We start from the raw sequence: 20,535 nt of genomic DNA on the forward strand, positions 1-20,535 counted from the left end.
TATCTTACAACAGACGCCTTCTCAAACCCGTTCGCTCCAAGATTCGTGTCGAAATCTCTTCAACCGATAGCGAAGAGGTATTGATGTAAGGTATCGCTTCTCGACGGAACATCGCCTCTACCGTTTGTAGCTCATACAAACATTGTGAATCACTCGCGTATTCGCTGCCTGCTAAGCGGTTCTCACGAATTTCAGTGAGCCTTTCTGCGTCAATGGTCAAGCCAAACAGCTTATGTCGGTAGATCTCAAACTCGGGCAACAACTTTAAGCGAGCCAAGTCATCGTGGATAAATGGGTAGTTTGCTACGCGTAAGCCAAACTGCATCGCCATATACAAACTTGTTGGTGTTTTGCCACTTCGAGAAACACCCAACAAGATGATATCGGCTTCTTCCAGCCCTTTTAGCGTGATGCCATCATCATGCGCGAGCGTGTACTCAATCGCAGCAATACGGTCGAAATACTTCACCGAGTCCTTGTTTACACTGCGTGAGCGCTGCAACTTAGGAACAGGCGCCATCTGAATGTCATCCTGTACTTTCTGCACGATGCTCTCTAACACGTCATAACAGTGCGCGGGCGCTTCTAGCAATTTGGTTTTGATATCAGGTATCACAATCGAAAAGAACACTAGCGGTTCTAACCCGGTATCACGATACGAAATTTCAATCTCTTTTAATAAATCAGAAAGTTTGTCCTCACTTTCCACAAACGGAAAGGTTTTTTCATTGGCTTTGAAAGGGAATTGACCTAGAACAACATGCCCTAAAGTCTCACATGTTATGGCCGTTCCATCAGAAACATAGAATACATCACGACTTTGGATATCAATTTGCATTTTTTATTTAATGTTTAAAATTATTTTGAGTAGGATGGGAACCATAATATATATAACGAAACCCTGCTGACTATTACGTCCCCCACAGCTTTAAAAAATAATTTACATTTTTTTAAACTGATACGTAATCGTTTGCCTTTAAATCCCTACAATGCTTGCTATGTTTCTGGAGAAATAAATGCAAAATAATACCCTATGGTTCAATGGCCTATCCATGGAAGATGTCGACAAAGTCGGCGGTAAGAACGCCTCACTGGGCGAGATGGTTTCTAACCTGTCCAATGCTGGTGTTTCTGTACCTAATGGTTTTGCTACCACCTCTTATGCGTTTAACGACTTTCTTGATTACAAAGGTCTTGATGAGCGCATTCACCAACTACTTGATGAACTTGATGTTGAAGACGTTGACGCACTGCGTAAGACAGGTGCAACGATTCGACAATGGGTTCTAGATGCACCCTTCCCAGAATCACTAGAGCAAGACATCCGTGAGAACTACCGCGAGCTAATTGAAGACAACGAAGAATTGTCTGTAGCGGTTCGTTCATCGGCAACCGCAGAAGATCTTCCAGATGCTTCTTTCGCAGGCCAGCAAGAAACCTTCCTTAACGTGAAAGGCATAGATGCTGTACTCGAAGCAACTAAGCACGTTTACGCTTCACTCTTTAACGATCGCGCTATCTCTTACCGTGTACACCAAGGCTTTGACCACCGTGGCATTTCACTGTCTGCGGGTATCCAGCGCATGGTTCGTTCAGACAAAGCCTCTTCAGGTGTGATGTTTACGCTTGATACTGAGTCTGGCTTCGACCAAGTGGTATTCATCACCTCTTCTTGGGGCTTGGGTGAAATGGTTGTACAAGGTGCTGTGAACCCAGACGAGTTCTACGTTCACAAACCAATGTTAGAAGCGGGTCACTACCCAATCGTTAAAAAGACGTTTGGTTCTAAGTTGATCAAAATGATCTACTCGACCAATCAAGAGATCGGTAAGCAAGTAGATATCATCGACACCGACACTCAAGAGCGTAACGAGTTCTCACTCAACGATGAAGAGATCAAAGAGCTAGCAAAGCAAGCGATGATCATTGAGAAGCACTACCAACGTCCGATGGACATTGAGTGGGCGAAAGATGGCATCGACGGCAAGCTTTACATCGTTCAGGCTCGCCCAGAAACCGTATGTTCTCAAAGCGATCAAAACGTTATCGAGCGTTACGAGCTAAACAATAAGGCGGATGTCTTGGTTGAAGGTCGTGCTATCGGTCAACGCATCGGTTCTGGCCCAGTTCGCTTGGTTGATTCACTAGACCAAATGTCACTGGTTCAAGAAGGCGACGTACTGGTAACAGACATGACAGACCCAGATTGGGAACCTGTTATGAAAAAAGCCTCTGCGATTGTTACTAACCGTGGTGGCCGAACTTGTCACGCTGCAATCATCGCTCGTGAGCTTGGTATCCCAGCAATTGTTGGTTGTGGTACAGCAACAAGCAGCCTAAAGGATGGCGATACCGTGACAGTGTCATGTTCAGAAGGCGAAACAGGCTACGTTTACAACGGCGAACTCGACTTTGAAATCAAACGTTCTGAGGTTGATGAGCTACCAATGCTGCCAACCAAGGTAATGATGAACGTGGGTAACCCAGATCGTGCCTTCGATTTTGCACAAATCCCGAACGAAGGTGTTGGCCTTGCTCGTCTAGAATTCATCATTAACAAGATGATCGGTATTCACCCTAAAGCACTGCTTAACTTCGATGCACAAACGGATGAGCTAAAAGCGGAAATCAACGAACGTATTCGCGGCTACAAAGATCCTATCGATTTCTACGTGAGCAAACTAACAGAAGGCATCGCGACTATCGCGTCTGCATTCTGGCCTAAGCGTGTGATCGTACGTATGTCTGACTTTAAGTCGAATGAGTACAGCAACCTTGTAGGCGGCAAAACGTTTGAACCACATGAAGAGAACCCAATGCTAGGCTTCCGTGGTGCATCTCGTTACATCTCACCAGTATTCGAAGACTGTTTCGAGCTAGAAACTCAAGCGATCAAACGTGTTCGTAACGAGATGGGTCTTAAGAACGTTGAAATCATGATCCCATTCGTTCGCACGCCAAGCGAAGCAGCATCGGTTATCGACATTCTGGCTAAGTTCGACCTACGCCGTGGCGACCAAGGTCTGAAAGTCATCATGATGTGTGAGCTACCATCGAATGCAATCTTGGCTGATGAGTTCTTGAAGTACTTCGATGGCTTCTCTATCGGTTCAAACGACATGACGCAACTGACACTTGGCCTAGACCGAGATTCAGGTGACGTGGCACACCTCTTCGATGAGCGTAACCCTGCTGTAAAAGCGATGCTGAAAATGGCGATCGATGCAGCAACCAAAGCGGGTAAGTACGTGGGCATTTGTGGTCAAGGACCATCTGACCATGATGACCTAGCAGAGTGGTTAATGGAGCAAGGCATCAGCTCTGTTTCACTAAACCCGGATACGGTTATCGATACGTGGTTGAAGCTAGGTAACGTTGCGAATAAATAACGCTTAGCCACCCAAATAGAAACACCGAAAAGTAAAATCAACAAAGCCAGTCATTGCGACTGGCTTTTTCTTTATTGGCTGTTGTTTCTAGCTTGCTCAGCCACGGACATTACTTTTCATTCAGCAACTTAGCCGCAGAGCGCATTAGTGCAGGGCCTTTGTTCTCACCAAAACCTGAGTGGTATGGGTTGGTTGAGAACATCACACCCACAAAGTCACGCGCCGGATCGATGTAAATAAATTGGCCTAGGTTGCCGCTTTTCGACATCGCACCATCGTTGAAAATGAAATCAAACTGGTATGCGTTGTAGTCTGCTTTTTCGTTGTATGCGTGCAGTGAACTGCTCTCTTTGCTAGTACCTACGAATGCTTTTGGATCACCGCCGTTGCGGATACGATCAATCACAGCTTGTGACACCACTGCCTCATCAGCCACCGCTTTCCAACTAGGTGTAAATAGTGTTCCCCAGCGAGCCATGTCTTCCACCGTTGATGAAACCAAGCCAACCGCAATCGCCATGCCATCTGGCGTTAAGTTGAATTGCATTGGTTGACGTGCATGCACTTTTGACCAAACACGATCTTCGAATACTTGAGTCCAGGTTTTGTTTTCAACGTTTTCAACTAACTTAGTCAGCACCATTGTGTTGATAGATGCGTAACGGAAATGATCACCCGCTTTTTCACCTTCAAGCTTTTGCGCGCCCTTAGCCACATCCATCCAAGTTTCCATCTCACCCGTTTTTGCTCTTGGTGAGTTAAACGATGCCGCAAAGAAGCGCACTACATCAGAATCTGGGTTCAAGATAGACTCTAATGTCTCTTCATTGTCTAGCGCGGTCGACATGTTCAGAACTTGGTGTACTGTGATGCCATCCCAATTCGTTCCTTTCAATTCAGAAACATACTCAGCGATCTCTTTTTCAGGATCGACTTTGCCCTCTTCCACTAACATCGCAATCACAGTACCAACCGTCGTTTTCGCTGTAGATGCCCAAACATGCGTATCTGTCGGCTTCATACCTGGGTAAGCTTCGTAAACGATCTCCCCTTTGTGAATCAACATAAAGCCTTGAGTGCGGAACTGTTCATCCGCCAAGTACTCATCCATTCTCAACTGACCTTTGCTTTCAGTATCAACCTTGAGTGCTGCGAGTCGTGGGTCGATGTTTTTAACTAAAGACTTGTACTCTTCGTTTGGAGCCGCCAGTGCCGTTGGTAGAAACTCACTCATGTGCATGTTGTAGTAAACACTGTGGTCGCCGCCCATCTGCCAATGAAAATTATTGAATAACTCACGAGCTGAGTCAGTAAAACTTGGGGTAAATGCTGTGCTCGCCTCTTTCACGGTCAAGGTAACTTGAGCACCTTCAACTTTCAGAGCTTCTTCAACTGGGTTTGCTGCAAGAGCAAATGATGATGCGGTCGCTAACGATACTAGAACGGCAATGTGTTTGAGTTTCATAATTGGTCTCCTGTTTGGGTTAGGAGAAGTATAAGGAGATGCGCTACACTTAATTAGGTCACTTGGTGACATTTAATGGTAAGCACAAAACAATGAAAGCATCATCGAACACCACCAGCATATTGCTCACTTCGACCAGTAATATTGCTCCATATATTCAGTATTGTGACAAACATAGACTGGATTGGCGCACCGTCGCCGATGCGTGCGGTCTACCCATTGAGCTAACACAATCCAATCAATGGCTTCCTACACAAGACGTGATTCGCTTCATTCATGGCCTTGAGCGGAAGTTTGGTTATTCGATAGGGATTGAGGTTGGACGTAGAGCTTCTCTAGAGCAATTGTCACCTGAGCTAGACCGAAAAATTGATCAATGCACGTCACTAGAGCAAGCGGTACGTTGCTTGATTACTGAAATATCGACCTTAAGTAATCACGTCACCATATGGACGGAAAAAAGCGATGGGTTGTGGTGGCTGTGTCATCGAAGTTGCTATCACCCATCGACCTCAGGTTTTGAACAAGCCGAATGGTTTCGCGCCCTGACCGTGATTAGCCTCTGTCGTAAGTTCATTGACAGTCATTGGCAACCATCACACGCCAAGTTGGTCTCTAAGCACAACAGCGCACGTAAATTACCTAAGCATTTCTTTGATTCTGATATTCAGTTTGAACAGCAATACGGTGCGTTCTCGATTCCGCTGCCCGATGATTATCGGGCCATTTCAGAACGAAATAGTACCCAAGATTGGCATCACGCCGTCGAGATATTAATAGACACCTATGCGACTCTACCTTGGTTCAATATTGAGTGGTTTGCGACCATGCTCGGTATGACAAAACGAACGCTGCAAAGAAACCTAAAGAGCAAAAACATTCTCTTTAAAGAAGCCAAAGAACAGATTCGAGAAGCCAAAGCAAAACAGCTACTCGAACAGACAGACCTTTCTGTTCAAGACATCAGTTGGCAAGTGGGTTACAGCGACTTAAGTAATTTCAATCGCGCATTCAAAGGTTGGGTTGGAATCACTGCACCGAGCTATCGAAGCAATAAAAGAGGTTATTAAAAACCGAGGCTCAAAAACAAAAATGTCCGGTCAAATAACCGGACTCATAGTAGCTCTCAATACCAGTTGACTACTCTAATAAAGCTCTGGCGTTATCACCTTGCTCATAGATATAGAGGCTGACACGAGACAATATCGTTATCTCTTCTAAGCTGACTTGAAGTGAGTTCTGCCCCCTTCCAAGGTTCGCTCTCAAGCGATCAACCAACTGCTGTACAGCCATCAAATCATCTCTCGCTTTAGGTACTCGAGTGTTCATAAAGTTGAACCATTTTTCACTCATATTACGACTTATCTTGGCAAGCACCTCAGTATTGGTAATGGTGAATGCCTTATCAAGATTGCCTCCATCTCGAAGGATGTCATAGATGATGTGACCGTTCTTTTTCGCCACCATCATATTCTTGGTATTGAGCTGCAATTCACCGATATGTCCGTTGGCCATTTTTAAGAAGAACTTAATGTCTTTGTAACCGGCGTCTGTTGCTCCGCAGTTGAATTTTGCATTGTCGCCTTGGCTTGTACCGTAGCGATCTTTCATCGCAGACTGGTGGTGTTTTAGCTCAATAAACTCTTTGGTCAAAATGATCATCGCCTTGGCTACGATCATATCGTCCATATTCTCGAATACGATGGTCATACGAGCGGCATCTTTGAGATCACCAATATCGTAGTGACGTTTTCGATTGGTAATTTTATCCAGCGCGCCGTGGAAATCTTTTACGCCTAGATAAGCACCCGGAGGCTGTTTGAGTGTGCCGTTACATACTGAAGCGACTTTAACAGCAAACTCTCTGAGCGCTTCTTGCGCCTCGACCGTTTCCATAAACATCATGAAAAGCTGCTTTTTCTTAAGCGTGGCATTTGCGACCTGATTTCGAGAACCAAAATCTAGGTTACCGCTCCCTAACTTCTGGCTCGAAGATTCATCCAAGTAATTATGAATTTTCTCTTTCTGAGTCATGATGTCGAGAATGACCTGATCTTGCTGCTTATTGGCGTCATTCATGTAATCGAAGTTTTCGACTTTCTGTTTTAGAGCTTGTAACTTCTGTTGGTAGTCTTTGACGTTAACCAAACGAAAGCCCTGAGACATAATCCCTTGCTGGTTTATCTTCGCCAGAACCTTAGCTTTGTTCTTTCTCACTTGTTCTTGGCTGATCTGAATTTCTTCTGTCCCTGGCATATTTTGGCTCCCTCTCCAATATGCATTTAAAAATGTGCTTGCTGACTCGCAATTCCTTTTCTCTCCAACGATATTAGTTTATGGGTTTGATAATTACATTAGCCAACTTCGATAAGTCTATAAAATAAATAAGGTTTGAGAGGTGCTTCCATAAAGTCACGGTGCTGAATGCACAGAACCTACAGAAAACACACATAGGTAATATGTTTAGATCGGGTAACATTTATTGGTATCGAGCTGACGTTACGTTATCCTTTACGCAATTCTTCATTGAGTGGATTGTCACTACGACAAACCTACCTTCAAGACCGATAAGAGTGTTATGAATTCTACGACCGCAACTCCCTCGCCTTCTCTTGGCCGACAACTCTATACAATGACATGGCCTATGCTGTTTGGGGTGCTTTCCCTGATGAGCTTCCAGCTTGTAGACAGTGCTTTTATTGGCCAGCTAGGCGTGCTGCCGCTCGCGGTTCAAGGTTTCACGCTACCAATTCAGATGATCATTATCGGCATTCAAGTCGGACTAGGCATCGCGACAACGGCTGTGATCGCGAGAGCGATTGGCGCCAACGAGATACGCTATGCCAAACAGCTCGGCGGATTAGTGGTTGCGATGGGCAGTGTGAGTGTCGCGCTGTTCTCAGTCATCATCTATCTATTGCGTGGTCCTATTTTACAACTCCTCGATGCGCCACCGACGGTACTGCCGATCATTGATTCTTACTGGATATATTGGCTAGCCAGCTCTTGGACAGGCGCACTGCTCTACTTTTTCTACAGTGTGTGTCGTGCCAATGGTAATACCATGCTGCCAGGTTCGATGATGATCGCGACCAGTATTATCAACTTGATATTGGACCCGATTTTCATCTTCACGCTCGACATGGGTATCAACGGAGCCGCGATTGCGACCATCTTGGCGTTCGGTGCTGGTATCTTTATCGTTGCTCCTAAGGTGACTAAGAAGCATTGGATGACATTCGACTGGCACGATCTCGATATCGGCAAAAGTGTTCGCTCTATCGGAAACATCATGGGGCCTGCGATGATCAGTCAACTGCTGCCACCAGTCTCTTCTATGCTCGCCACCAAACTGCTTGCTGGCTACGGCACTGCAGCCGTTGCAGCTTGGGCGCTAGGTTCACGTTTTGAGTTCTTTTCGATTGTTGCCGTGCTTGCTCTGACTATGTCGATGCCACCTATGATTGGCCGAATGTTGGGAGAAAAAAACCTAGAAAACATCCGCAAGCTCGTCAAGATTGCCGTGACGTTCGTATTAGGGTTCCAATTGGTGATCGCACTAATAACTTGGGTGTTCTCTGGCGGGTTGGCAAGTCTCATGACCAGCGAAGACGAAGTCTCAACCATTTTGAACTATCACTTACTTATCGTTCCTATCAGTTTAGGGCCTTTGGGCATCTGTATGCTGATGGTTTCTATCTCTAATGCGCTTGGCAAGTCTTATACTGCCTTGACGATATCAGCACTGCGCCTGTTTGCTTTCTTCTTACCGTGTCTATGGGTTGGTTCGCAGCTTGCTGGCATTGAAGGCCTATTCTGGGGTGCCATGGTAGGTAATGTACTTGCCGGCACTTGTGCATGGTTTATGTACCAACGAGCACTTGGGCAAGTCGAAACCAAGCTAGCCAAATAGCTAATTGAACAGCTAGAGCGTTACGAACCAAAAAGCAGCCACTTAGGCTGCTTTTTTACATAACTATGGTTCTCAATAACGCTCAAAGATTTAAACCATCGATGGTCAATTTCATTCCCGAGATAAAGAGAAATAGATAGCACAATCGATACACCCATATTTGATTAACGCGATGCAACAACCACACTCCTAACTTAACCCCAACAGGAGCGAGAGGCATTAAAATCAATGCCGTCATCATATTGATCGTATCGAATTCACCTAAAGCAGCATAAGGAACAAGTTTGGCTAAATTGACTAAGCCAAACAATACAGCCATGGTCGCTACCAAAACAACTTTGTCTAGTTTCAATGGCAACATGTAAATACTTGCTGGTCCACCGCCCGCGTGAATCGCAGTGCTAGAAAAACCACTCAACGTACTCCAAAACCACGCACTTATTTTTCCACCCGCTTTTTTCTCATCCACACCCAAGAGTAAATACTGACCGCAAAATAGCAGGGAAAGAAGACCAATGAGTAACTTCAATCCAGACTCAGGTGTGATACTCAAAAACAATCCAGCCAAGATGACGCCAAGAACCGCCCCTGGAAGCATGTTCTTAATGACTGAATAATCAGCATTACGATAATGATGTTTTACCGCAAACACATCCATTACACACAATATTGGCAATAAGATGGCAGCAGCTTGAGTAGGTGCAATGGTTATTGCCATAAGGGGAACAGCAATAATACCTAGCGCACCGCCTAATCCCCCCTTGCCAATTCCATAAATCAACACGGCGGGAATCGCAGTCACATAAAACCAAGGTTCAGTCACAATGAGCATGTGCTGTACCCTTTGTTGAAGAAGGTTCTTTTAGCAATGCCATTCCTAACCATTAACCAAACCCTTTTTGACTCAAAAACAATCGACTGCGTTTGATATCAGCTAACGTTCCATCAGAATTTTGGGGATTACGCTCTTGTTCTATAGTGATCCAGTCTGAATAACCGATTTGATTGATAGCCAACTTTACTTCGGCATAATTGATCGCACCTTCACCTATAGGACACATCACTCCTTGTGCGCAAGCAGCCCAGAAACCTACCTTGCTTTCGAGAACATCGGAAAACACGGCGTCATTGATATCCTTGAAATGAACATATTCTAATCGAGATGCGTACTCAATTAGGCTTTTCGCTGGATCCATGGCGGCATAATACAGGTGACCAGTATCTAAACAGAGCCCAACCTCTTCACTCGATAAATCAACCAACATTCGGTCAATTTCATCACGGTACTCTATATAGCCACCAGCATGAGGATGAACGACAGGACGAATATCATAATGTTTCGCGATAGCAGCAATATCACGAATGGTTTGCATCATTATGTCCCAGAGCTGGTTGCCTAATCTTGGAGCTTCGTCACTCAATCCAGCGCATGCACTGCGCACATCATTTACACAATCAATCACGACCAGCTTTTTGCTGCCAATACGCTGAAGCATCGAGCATAAATCATGTGTTCGGTTCAAGATGCCCTCTTTATGCTCTAAAGATGAAAGCGGTTCAAAAAGTGTACCAGCACAGATCACCAAACCATTAGCTTTGATTGCCGTATTAACAAGCTCTCCCTCTAGAGGCATATATCCAAATGGGCCAAGCTCTATTCCTTGATATCCAGCAGCTTTACTTTCCACGACAACGGTATTCCATGATGGATTATGGACGTTAGTGGCAGACTCCACGCCCCAACAGCAAGGTGCACATGCAATTAAGCTATTCATGACTATTCTCCATTCGATTTAGCGTTAATTTGCAGAAATAACGCTCAAGTAATATACGCCAATTATTTGCAGCGTCATGTTGCATTTATGCAAACCGCGTTTCTACGAACGGCTATAACACCTCCTTCTCTGTGCCTTTAGAATGAATTCATCAACAAAGAATAACCGCACGCTGCGTTTTGTGTATTTACGAACTCTCAGCACCTCATTGAACTGTTAACTCAGCTTTACCTTGATACAGGATATTACGATGGAACCTATCTACATTGTTGCAGCGAAACGTACACCGATTGGCAGCTTCAACGGCGCACTATCTTCAGTTTCTGCACCCACACTAGGCGCTGCTGCGATTAAAGGTGCAATCAGTCAATGTCATATCGACCCTACGCTTATTGATGAAGTGATAGTCGGTAATGTACTCAGTGCTGGTATTGGTATGGGACCGGGGCGCCAAGCCTCAATTCAAGCCGGTATTCCAGAAACGGTCCCTGCATACACACTCAATATGATTTGTGGAAGTGGGATGAAAACGGTCATGGATGCGGCAAGTCATATCAAAGCGGGTGATGCTGAGATCGTTGTTGCCTGCGGAATGGAGAGCATGTCTCAAGCCCCATTTGTACAAACGCACAAAGTTAGAAGTGGCGTTCGTATGGGAAATATTTCGTTAGAAGACACCATCATTACCGATGGTTTAACCGATGCGTTTAATCAGTATCACATGGGTATCACTGCAGAAAACATTGCAGAATCCTTATCTATTTCGCGTGAAGAGCAAGATGAGTTTGCACTCAAAAGTCAGCTAAACGCAGCAAGTGCACTGGAGAGCCACGGTTTTAGAAGTGAAATAGAACCAATAGAAGTATCGCTGCGTCGAAAACAATACACCGTCGAGCTTGATGAATATCCAAAGACCGATAGTACATCAGAGAGTCTTAGTCGTTTACGCCCAGCGTTTAAAAAAGATGGCACTGTTACAGCAGGAAATGCCTCGGGTATCAACGATGGTGCAGCCGCGGTCATCTTGGCATCCAAATCAGCCGTGGATCGATACCAACTAAAGCCGATGGCAGAAATCGTTAGCTACGCTCAAGCAGGTTTATCTCCGGAAATTATGGGGCTAGGTCCCGTTCCCGCGATCGCTAATGCACTGGAAAAGTCCAATCTTTCACTGCAAGACATCGAGTATTTTGAGCTTAATGAAGCCTTTGCAGCTCAAGCTATCGGCGTTACAAAGCAGCTCGCAGAGAAACACAACGTTGATCAAAGTTGGATCCTAGAACGCACAAACCATAACGGTGGTGCTATTGCTTTAGGTCATCCACTTGGTGCATCTGGGATCCGTATTCTTGTCAGCTTGGCGTATCAACTAGAGAGAAAGCAACAAGACTATGGCTTAGCATCTTTATGTATCGGTGGAGGCATGGGTACTGCCGTAATCATCAAACGTTGTTCGTAGCTAAGTACTATACGACAAAGTAGAAAACGACCAAGTAAAAAACAAATAGCATGACAGCGTAAAAATTATCATCAGCAGTCATACCAAAAATTAAGTTAGACAAGGCGATGAGCCAACTCTGTATAGGGGCGAATTATGAGAAAAAAAATTAGTGCCAACGAGATTGCGGAAAAATTGCATGATGGGATGACTATCATGATTGGCGGCTTTATGGCAAATGGCGCACCAGAGGGCCTTATCGACCTACTACTCGAGCACAACATCCAAGACATCACACTAATTTCGACCGATACAGGGACTCAAACCACAGGTTCCGGTCGACTTATTGCAGCAAAACTCATCAAAAAACTTTATGCCTCTCACATTGGTACCAACCCAGAAACGGGGCACCAAATGAACAATCAAGAGCTAGATGTTGAACTGGTGCCACAAGGCACATTAGCCGAGCGTATTCGCGCAGGAGGCGCTGGACTTGGCGGCATTCTCACCCCAACAGGCCTAGGCACTATGGTGGCTGAGGGTAAACAAGTTATCAATATTGATGGGGAAGATTATTTACTAGAAAAACCTCTGCGCGCGGACCTTGCTTTTATACGCGGTTCAGTTGTCGATACCAAAGGAAATGTGTTTTACAAGAAAACCACTCAAAACTTCAATCCATTAATGGCGACCGCTGCCGACCTTGTGATTGTTGAAGCTGAAACACTTATTCCTGTTGGCGACATCGAACCAGAGTCAGTACATACCCCAGGTCTATATGTAGATCACGTCTATCAAAAGGAAGCGAAATAATGACGGATATTATTTGTAAACCTCAACCTGTTTATGGCGATGCGCCTTTGGCAAGAAAGATTACCGATAAGGCAGTAATACGCCGAAATATTGCTTGGAGAGTAGCTCAAGAACTGCATGACGGCGACGTCGTGAATTTGGGGATCGGCATGCCCTCTTTGGTTGCAAATGAAATTGACTCGGAAGTCGAGCTCATACTGCAATCTGAAAATGGATTACTCGGTATTGATGCTATTGCTGACGACAGTAATACTGACGCCGATTTAGTCAACGCCGGTGGACAGCCGATTACCGCAACCAAAGGCGCAAGCTATTTTAACAGCGCCGACTCCTTCACTATTATTCGCGGTGGTCATGTCGACGTAACGGTTCTCGGAGCCCTGCAAGTCGATGAGCAAGGTAATCTTGCTAACTGGATTATCCCTGGGAAAATGGTCCCAGGGATGGGAGGCGCTATGGATCTAGTCGTAGGCGCGAAAAAAGTCATCGTTTCAATGGAGCACACGGCGAAAGGTAAACACAAGCTTCTTAAAACCTGCTCTCTGCCATTAACCGCGCTTAATCAGGTCGACATGGTCATCACAGAGATGGGCGTGATATCCATTCATAAGTCCCAAATGATATTAACGGAGATAGCACCTGGCTACACCCCTGAAGAAGTGCAACAAGCAACAGAAGCAACCTTGATAATCCCGACACCTCTCAACATTATGCCACTTCCAAAACATTAAATTTTCTAAATAGTAAATCGTGTTACTGCGTTTTTATTTGTTATGACTGCTCCACGTCATATTCGCCCATGCTGTTACAGCATGGGCTTTTTTATTGTGTTCACGGCTGCACCAAGGTTGTCGATTAAAAAGCACCGATCCTTTCGATTAATTAAACGCATCATCTAATGCAGTAACTGCGTATCTTCCTTTTTTAGTACAAAAAAGCAGTAACCTAAATGGCTACTGCTTATTGTGAAACTACCTAAAACAATAGCTCCGATTACATCGTCGGAAAGTTAAAGCTGCTAGTGTGCTCTTCCAATCGCACGCTGGCAGGCCAGCGACTCGTGACCGTTTTCATTCTTGTATAAAAACGAACCCCATCATTACCGTGCATATTTAAAGGCCCAAAGATAGAGCGTTTCCACCCGCCAAAACTATGAAATGCCATTGGTACAGGAAGAGGGACATTGATACCCACCATCCCAGCCAACACCTCTTCTTGAAACTGACGCGCAGCCTCACCATCTCGAGTAAAAATAGCCGTACCATTACCATATTCGTGTCGATTAATTAGGTCTAAGCCCGTTGCATAATTAGGCACTCGCACAATCACCAACACTGGACCAAAAATTTCATCTTTGTAAATTGTCATCTCAGGGGAGACATGGTCAAACAAAGTCGGCCCAACAAAATACCCCTCTTTGTGGCCTTTAACCTCAAGCGATCGTCCATCAACCAGAAGTGAAGCACCTTGCAGCTCTCCCTCAGAAATATAATCACAAATTTTTTGTTTATGAGCAGCTGAAATAACAGGACCCATATCGTTTTCCCGTCCTTCCACAATCCCAGGCCCGACTCGCATGGACTGTATCTGCGTTTGTAATTTATCGGTTAAACGATCGGCCGTTTCATCCCCGACAACCACTACCACAGATAATGCCATACAACGTTCACCCGCAGCGCCATATGCCGCTCCCATGATGGCTTGAGAGGTCATATCTATATCAGCATCTGGCATCACTAAGCAGTGGTTTTTCGCACCACCCAATGCTTGGCAACGCTTACCATGAGCAGAAGCTGTGGTATAGATGTACTCCGCAATCGGTGTAGAACCAACAAAGCTAACCGCTTGTACACGTTCATCGGTAAGCAATACATCCACAGCTCGTTTATCGCCATTTACCACATTGAAGACGCCATCGGGTAGCCCTGCTTCTTTAAGTAACAAAGCCAGTTCTATGGCCAGTGACGGATCTTTTTCAGAAGGTTTCAAAACAAATGTATTACCTGTAGCCAATGCTACAGGAAACATCCACATAGGAACCATTGCAGGGAAATTAAATGGTGTGATGCCAACGCACACGCCCAATGGCTGCATTAATGAATGACTATCTATGCCAGTGCCAACATTAGATGAGTGCTCGCCTTTTTGTAGATGTGGGATGCCACATGCAAACTCTACCACTTCGAGCCCTCGAGCTAACTCCCCAACGGCATCTGAATAGACCTTCCCATGCTCACTAGAGATCAAGCGAGCTAAACGGTCAAGATTAGCCTCGACTAAGGCTTTAAATGCAAACAACACACGGGCACGTTTCAATGGTGATGTTTTAGCCCACCCCAGATGAGCATGTTGAGCGGACTCAATAGCTTGTGCCGTTTGTTCTTCATTACTTAAAACAACTTGCTTTGTTTGCAGGCCTGTTGCTGGGTCAAAGATCGGAGCAACGCGTTCCGTTTGATAGTCGCTTATTTCACCATTAATAAAATTAAATACGGTTTTCATAACTGGGTCCTTTAGTTTGAAATCAATGAAGGTGCGCCTTGTGATTTAAGACGAGACTGTAAAGATGACTGACAAGATGTAGATACATTGCGCTGTTGCCACGCTCTCACCAAGCTCGAATAGTTCGATTTGATTTGGGCAATGAGCTCCTGATCATTTATGTCATTCGCTAGCCACAGACTTGATGGCAATCCGAATATTGTTCGCCCAACCGCAAAGCCTTTTACCAGAGAACAAATTGCTGCGGTATTAAAGCCGGCTTGTACCTCATCTAATTCCGCATCCAGCCCAAGAATCAATATGCCTCGACAATGTGGGTCATTGTCTTGTATCAACAACTCCACTTGGTTCCAGGACGACTCCGAAAGCGGCGGTAATTTCCACCAGTCAGGTTTAACACCAATGGAATAAAATTGATTCATCAACGTAAGATACTGCTTATCCCCCAAAGTCATTTCCTTAGGTAAAATAACCTCTAGCAGCAATTCGTGCCCCGATTGGCAACACGCGTCATAGACTTCTTTTACTGTCTTTTCTTGTGATAGACGCAAGGCAATGTCATCGTCTGGGTGGCAAAAAACCAAACACTTCACAACATGTTCAAGTGGCCAAGTTCTCAACTGACTGCCGATGTCGCCATGCTCTAATTGCAAAGGTCTAGATCCAGGTTCTTCTACCGGTCTGCCAATCCAAGTACCTGTGCCGGTTGCAGTATTAAGGACTGGCTGACCAAAAGTACCATCACAAAGCAAGCCAAACTGTCCAGACAGATTCTCTTCTTGGCAGACATCTAGCGATGCCTTATAGATCAACTGCTTCAGTATCGAAATACGGTCAAGATCAGCGCCAACATCTTTCGCCATTTGTTCAAACTGACTACGGTGATCGAATGCCAAAATACATAATTCATCCCACTGAGTTTGACGTGTCGTAACTCGATGTAAATGGTTTAGTTGACTGTCTTGATCTGGTCGTAATACATCTTGAGCACGAGCTAAATAATTATCTAACTCTTCTTTAGTAGGCATAGCTGGCGCACAGCCATGGCGTGATACCACTAATGCACCACACGCGTTGGCATAAGCGCAAGCTTTCTCCCAACCTTCATCATTGAGGTAACCTCGTAGCAGGCCAGACATAAAGGCATCACCCGCACCAAGTACATTAAGAACATCCACTTTAACGCCTTCGACAGTGATACCTTCATCCAGTGAACCTGGTACATCGCTGGAAAAAACAGAACTACCCAACGCGCCTCTTTTGCACACGAGTTCAGCTTGACTAACAGTTCGAACCGACCTTAAAGCCGCAACTGTATTTGTGGAACCACCAGCTATATGAAACTCCTCTTCTGTACCAACAATAAGGTCGAAAAGGGGTAACACTTGCTGAAGTTGATGCGTAACCTCAGCAGAATCGATATAGCGAGTTTCGCCATCGCCAAGGCTAGTTAATCCCCAAAGAACGGGCCGATAGTCAATATCCAACGCAGTTTTAACACCGTGCTCTCGAGCATACTTTAAGGCGAGTAATACCGCATCTCGGGTCTGCGGGTTTGAAAGGTGAGTACCTGTAATCGCTAAGCATCGTGCAGAGGCTATGTAAGATTCTGAAATATCATCCACACTGAGTGCCATGTCGGCACAATTATCACGGTAGAAAATTAATGGAAACGTCTCTTCATCTTTGATGCCTAACAATACTAAAGCTGTTAAGCGTTCGCGGTCGGTGATGAGATGGCGAGTATCAACCCCTACGGATTGCAACTCCTCGCGAACAAACCGTCCCATATGCTCATCACCAACACGAGCAAGCATTGACGACTTTAATCCAAGCCTTGCTGTCCCATAAGCAACATTGCCCGACGATCCTCCTAAATATTTCGAAAATGACCCCATAGATTCTAATCGCGAACCAATTTGTTGCCCATATAGGTCAACCGCCACTCTCCCCAAACAAATCAAATCCAGTGTTTTTTCTTCTAACTGCATATCCCATTCCTTGTAGACAAATTGGTTCGCTTATATTCAGCTTTCATCGCTTACGAAGAGCAAACTCTGCCACCTCTGCAAACTAACACTCAGCCATATAAATAAATCTCACCTGTAGACAGCCCCTTTATATGAAATAAAAATTCCAAAATCAAAGAAAAACGAAACATACAGTTCATTAAAGTGATCCAGTTTACATTTAATCGCAAAAGTAGACTTCAAACTCAGAAATAAAGAAAAATTCAGAAAATATTTTTCATTTAATTTTTCATGTAAGTGACTTCAATCACTATATTTTTTTAACAATTAAAATCAATAACTTAGCTATAAATAAAATAGAGTTCATAATTTTAAACCAATTAAAATCAAAGGCTTAATAAAAAACAAACTCAACGCAAAACTTAACAACCACAAGATCTATGTAACAATTATAACAATTGCGCATTATGTCTAATGGCTAAAAAAAAATTCTGAATATATAGTTACCCACGATTTAAATGAAAAATATTTTTCGCGAAAATTAAAATTTAAAACGCCTACGTAAAGGAATGAAAGTTGCCAAGTCTCTAGGAGAAAGAAAGCACTCTCAGAGATTCAATCACAAAATATTTTGTAATTGGCAGAAGCAGTGATAACAACAAGGAGACATAGCATGTCATCGATAACCAACACATTTTCAAAGTTCATACGTCGCTTTACTCACAAAACCACTCTCTTCCAAAGCTCGGCAGCAAGACGAGTAAAAACAGGGATCATTGCAATAGGTTTACTCAGCCTCGTTGCCTGTGGTGGTGAAGAGACAAAAAGTGATGTCGTCACAATAGGTGTCGCGATTCCCAACTTCGACGATACATTTCTTGTAAATATGAAAGATTCCATGACGGCATACGCTGAAAAGCAAGATAACGTTAAGCTCATTTTTGTGGATGCCAAAGAAGACACAGTGAAACAGCTTGGCCAAGTTCAAAATTTCATTATCCAACAAGTCGACGGCATCATTTTAGTGCCAGTTAATACTGACGCGACCCAACCTATGACGGACAAGATTCTAGATGCAGGAATTGAGCTCGTTTACCTCAACCGCCGTCCTTCTTACTTACCCGAAGGTGTAGCGTACGTTGGCTCTGAAGAGCTGCAATTTGGCAAAGAGCAAGCTAAGTACGTCGCAGATAAAAGTGAAGGTGGAAACATTGGAATTTTGATGGGGATGATGACAATTGAAGCTGCAATTCTTCGTACAGAAGGCGTCGAAGATTACTTCCAAGATAAGCCTGATTTCAACATCACTCGCAAACAAACCGCTCTATGGCAACGCTCACAAGCAATGGTCGTAATGGAAAACTGGATCAATTCAGGAGACAAACTCGACGTAATTATTGCCAACAACGATGATATGGCTCTAGGTGCAATTCAAGCTCTGCGTGCTGCAGGGAAACTCGATGACACGATTGTTGTCGGCGTTGATGCGACTCCTGATGGCTTAATGGCAATTGAAAATGGCGCTCTTGATGCCACTGTATTCCAAGATGGTGGCGGCCAAGCTCGTGGCGCAATTGACGCCGCAATCAGTGGCATCACAAATCAGCCTCGCGAGAAAATCACTTGGATCCCTGCCGAGCTTGTTACCAAAGACAACCTCGAAGAATTCAAAGCTAAGCAAGGCTAACGCCCTCTTCACTCATATGATCTATGTGCCAACCCACTAACAAGGCTCGATACATAGATCATTTCAATCGGAGCAGTAAATATGAGTCAAGCCTTACTAGAAATGCGTGGAATATCAAAGTCATTTCCTGGAGTGAAAGCCCTTGATAATGTGCAACTCACATTAAAAGAAGGTCGTGTCATGGCCTTAATGGGCGAAAATGGCGCAGGGAAGTCCACCCTAATGAAAGTTCTTTTCGGTATTTACCAAAGAGATAGCGGCACCATCCATTATCAAGGTCATCCAGTTAACTTCAGTGGTGCTAAAGATGCCCTTGAAGCCGGAATATCGATGATCCACCAAGAGTTGTCCCCAGTACTTCACCGAAGTATCGCAGAAAACATTTGGCTAGGTAGAGAACCAACCAAGGGGCCACTGAACCTCATCGATCATCGCAAAATGTACAGTGACACAACCAAACTCTTGGAAAAATTGGACCTACACCTCGACCCTCGCACCCCCATGAGTGAGCTAACGGTAGCTACCATGCAGATGATCGAGATTTCGAAGGCTATTTCGTATCACTCCAAAGTGATCATCATGGATGAACCAACTTCGGCCCTTACAGGTAAAGAAGTTGACCACCTATTCGAGATCATAGAACTACTTAAATCTCAGGGAGTGGCGGTCGTATATATTAGCCATAAAATGGATGAAATATTCCGTATCTGTGATGACATCACGATCTTTCGAGATGGCAACTTTATTGGTGAAAGAGAAGCTTCATCGACTAATAATGACGAACTCGTTCACATGATGGTAGGGCGCGACCTTGGCGATGTTTATCCACCAATCACCGCCAAACCTGGAAAAGTAAGGTTGGATGTTAGAAACCTCTCTGTTGAAGGTCAATTCAACGACATTAGCTTCAAGCTACACGAAGGCGAGATCCTTGGTATTGCAGGTCTTGTCGGCTCAGGGCGTACCGAATTAATTGAAACTCTGTTTGGTGTAAGAAAGAAAGATGTTGGTGAGATTTGGATCAACGGCGATCAAGTAGAAATCAAAACGCCAACCGACGCCATCAATCACAAAATGGCCTTTCTAACAGAAGACCGACGTCACTCCGGGCTTTACTTAATGTTGGATATTTTTGCCAACACCTCCATTGCCCACCTTGATGCTTATCGTAACAAAGTCGTTAGCCTACTTGACGTAAGAAAAATGCAAAAAGACTGCTCAACGCAATGTTCGACTCTCAAGGTAAAAACGCCAGGTATGTCTGAAGCCATCGATAACTTGAGTGGTGGTAACCAACAAAAAGTATTACTCGCGCGCTGGATGCTAACTAAACCAGACATTCTCTTTCTCGACGAACCGACTCGAGGCATTGATGTTGGCGCCAAATCTGAAATCTACAAATTGATGCGCCTGCTCACCGGCATGGGTAAAAGCTTGGTAATGATCTCATCTGAGTTACCAGAGGTGATTGGAATGAGCGACCGTATTCTCGTCATGCACGATGGGCAATTTAAAGGTGAGCTCGACGGTCACGAAGCCTCACAACAGCAAGTCATGTCATTGGCGTTCAACTAAAAACAATA

The 20,535-nt window shown here is 44.6% G+C and carries 15 protein-coding genes; 8 read left to right on the plus strand and 7 right to left on the minus strand.

The features are described from left to right. Positions 1-4: 4 nt before the first annotated feature. Positions 5-838 carry a pyruvate, water dikinase regulatory protein gene (locus tag MSG38_RS03880; RefSeq protein WP_017060559.1) on the minus strand — a complete coding sequence of 278 codons (834 nt, stop codon included), beginning with the start codon at positions 836-838 and terminating at the stop codon, positions 5-7. Between the two features lie 178 nt (positions 839-1,016). On the opposite strand from MSG38_RS03880, the gene ppsA reads away from it, so the two are divergent. Beyond that, positions 1,017-3,389 carry a phosphoenolpyruvate synthase gene (gene ppsA / locus MSG38_RS03885; protein ID WP_248338664.1) on the plus strand — a complete coding sequence of 791 codons (2,373 nt, stop codon included), beginning with the start codon at positions 1,017-1,019 and terminating at the stop codon, positions 3,387-3,389. A 109-nt stretch (positions 3,390-3,498) separates the two neighbouring features. Here the strand turns inward: ppsA and MSG38_RS03890 are convergent, their stop codons facing one another. Beyond that, entirely contained in the window at positions 3,499-4,854 is a 1,356-nt protein-coding gene (locus MSG38_RS03890) for a serine hydrolase domain-containing protein (protein ID WP_248401035.1), read from the minus strand. 92 nt (positions 4,855-4,946) lie between these two features. Here MSG38_RS03890 and MSG38_RS03895 point away from each other — a divergent pair, with 92 nt between their 5' ends. Next, positions 4,947-5,924 (plus strand): AraC family transcriptional regulator, encoded by a 978-nt coding sequence (locus MSG38_RS03895; RefSeq protein ID WP_248401036.1) that lies wholly within the window; start codon positions 4,947-4,949, stop codon positions 5,922-5,924. Positions 5,925-5,994: 70 nt separating this feature from the next. Here the strand turns inward: MSG38_RS03895 and MSG38_RS03900 are convergent, their stop codons facing one another. Next, entirely contained in the window at positions 5,995-7,110 is a 1,116-nt protein-coding gene (locus MSG38_RS03900) for a hypothetical protein (protein WP_048609044.1), read from the minus strand. Between the two features lie 322 nt (positions 7,111-7,432). Here MSG38_RS03900 and MSG38_RS03905 point away from each other — a divergent pair, with 322 nt between their 5' ends. Continuing rightward, a complete protein-coding gene (locus MSG38_RS03905; protein ID WP_248401037.1) occupies positions 7,433-8,767 on the plus strand; it encodes an MATE family efflux transporter in 1,335 nt (444 codons plus the stop codon). 82 nt (positions 8,768-8,849) lie between these two features. Here MSG38_RS03905 and MSG38_RS03910 read toward each other — a convergent pair whose 3' ends face one another. Both MSG38_RS03910 and MSG38_RS03915 read right to left on the minus strand, forming a co-directional pair. Continuing rightward, positions 8,850-9,599 carry a sulfite exporter TauE/SafE family protein gene (locus MSG38_RS03910; protein WP_081090204.1) on the minus strand — a complete coding sequence of 250 codons (750 nt, stop codon included), beginning with the start codon at positions 9,597-9,599 and terminating at the stop codon, positions 8,850-8,852. A gap of 52 nt (positions 9,600-9,651) precedes the next feature. Further along, a complete protein-coding gene (locus MSG38_RS03915) occupies positions 9,652-10,542 on the minus strand; it encodes a TIM barrel protein (protein ID WP_248401038.1) in 891 nt (296 codons plus the stop codon). A 250-nt stretch (positions 10,543-10,792) separates the two neighbouring features. Here MSG38_RS03915 and MSG38_RS03920 point away from each other — a divergent pair, with 250 nt between their 5' ends. The 3 genes from MSG38_RS03920 to MSG38_RS03930 all read left to right on the plus strand — a co-directional run bounded on the left by MSG38_RS03920 (position 10,793) and on the right by MSG38_RS03930 (position 13,524). Next, positions 10,793-12,001, plus strand: a complete 1,209-nt coding sequence (locus MSG38_RS03920; protein WP_248401039.1) for an acetyl-CoA C-acetyltransferase — start codon at positions 10,793-10,795, stop codon at positions 11,999-12,001. Positions 12,002-12,136: 135 nt separating this feature from the next. Beyond that, on the plus strand, positions 12,137-12,793 hold the full coding sequence (locus tag MSG38_RS03925; protein ID WP_248401040.1) for a CoA transferase subunit A: 657 nt from the start codon (positions 12,137-12,139) through the stop codon (positions 12,791-12,793). Further along, on the plus strand, positions 12,793-13,524 hold the full coding sequence (locus MSG38_RS03930) for a 3-oxoacid CoA-transferase subunit B (RefSeq protein ID WP_248401041.1): 732 nt from the start codon (positions 12,793-12,795) through the stop codon (positions 13,522-13,524). The genes MSG38_RS03925 and MSG38_RS03930 overlap by 1 nt, the downstream gene beginning before the upstream one ends. Before the next feature lie 262 nt (positions 13,525-13,786). On the opposite strand, the gene MSG38_RS03935 is transcribed toward MSG38_RS03930, so the two are convergent. Both MSG38_RS03935 and iolC read right to left on the minus strand, forming a co-directional pair. Then, positions 13,787-15,295, minus strand: a complete 1,509-nt coding sequence (locus MSG38_RS03935; RefSeq protein ID WP_248401042.1) for a CoA-acylating methylmalonate-semialdehyde dehydrogenase — start codon at positions 15,293-15,295, stop codon at positions 13,787-13,789. An 11-nt stretch (positions 15,296-15,306) separates the two neighbouring features. Beyond that, entirely contained in the window at positions 15,307-17,286 is a 1,980-nt protein-coding gene (gene iolC / locus MSG38_RS03940) for a 5-dehydro-2-deoxygluconokinase (protein WP_248401043.1), read from the minus strand. Positions 17,287-17,938: 652 nt separating this feature from the next. Here iolC and MSG38_RS03945 point away from each other — a divergent pair. Together MSG38_RS03945 and MSG38_RS03950 are read left to right on the plus strand one after the other, a co-directional pair. Continuing rightward, positions 17,939-18,952, plus strand: a complete 1,014-nt coding sequence (locus MSG38_RS03945) for a sugar ABC transporter substrate-binding protein (RefSeq protein ID WP_248401044.1) — start codon at positions 17,939-17,941, stop codon at positions 18,950-18,952. 81 nt (positions 18,953-19,033) lie between these two features. Continuing rightward, positions 19,034-20,527, plus strand: a complete 1,494-nt coding sequence (locus MSG38_RS03950) for a sugar ABC transporter ATP-binding protein (RefSeq protein ID WP_050645855.1) — start codon at positions 19,034-19,036, stop codon at positions 20,525-20,527. Positions 20,528-20,535: the final 8 nt, after the last annotated feature.

The sequence above is a fragment of the Vibrio sp. 1CM24A genome, assembly GCF_023161725.1.
GTDB lineage: Bacteria > Pseudomonadota > Gammaproteobacteria > Enterobacterales > Vibrionaceae > Vibrio > Vibrio coralliirubri.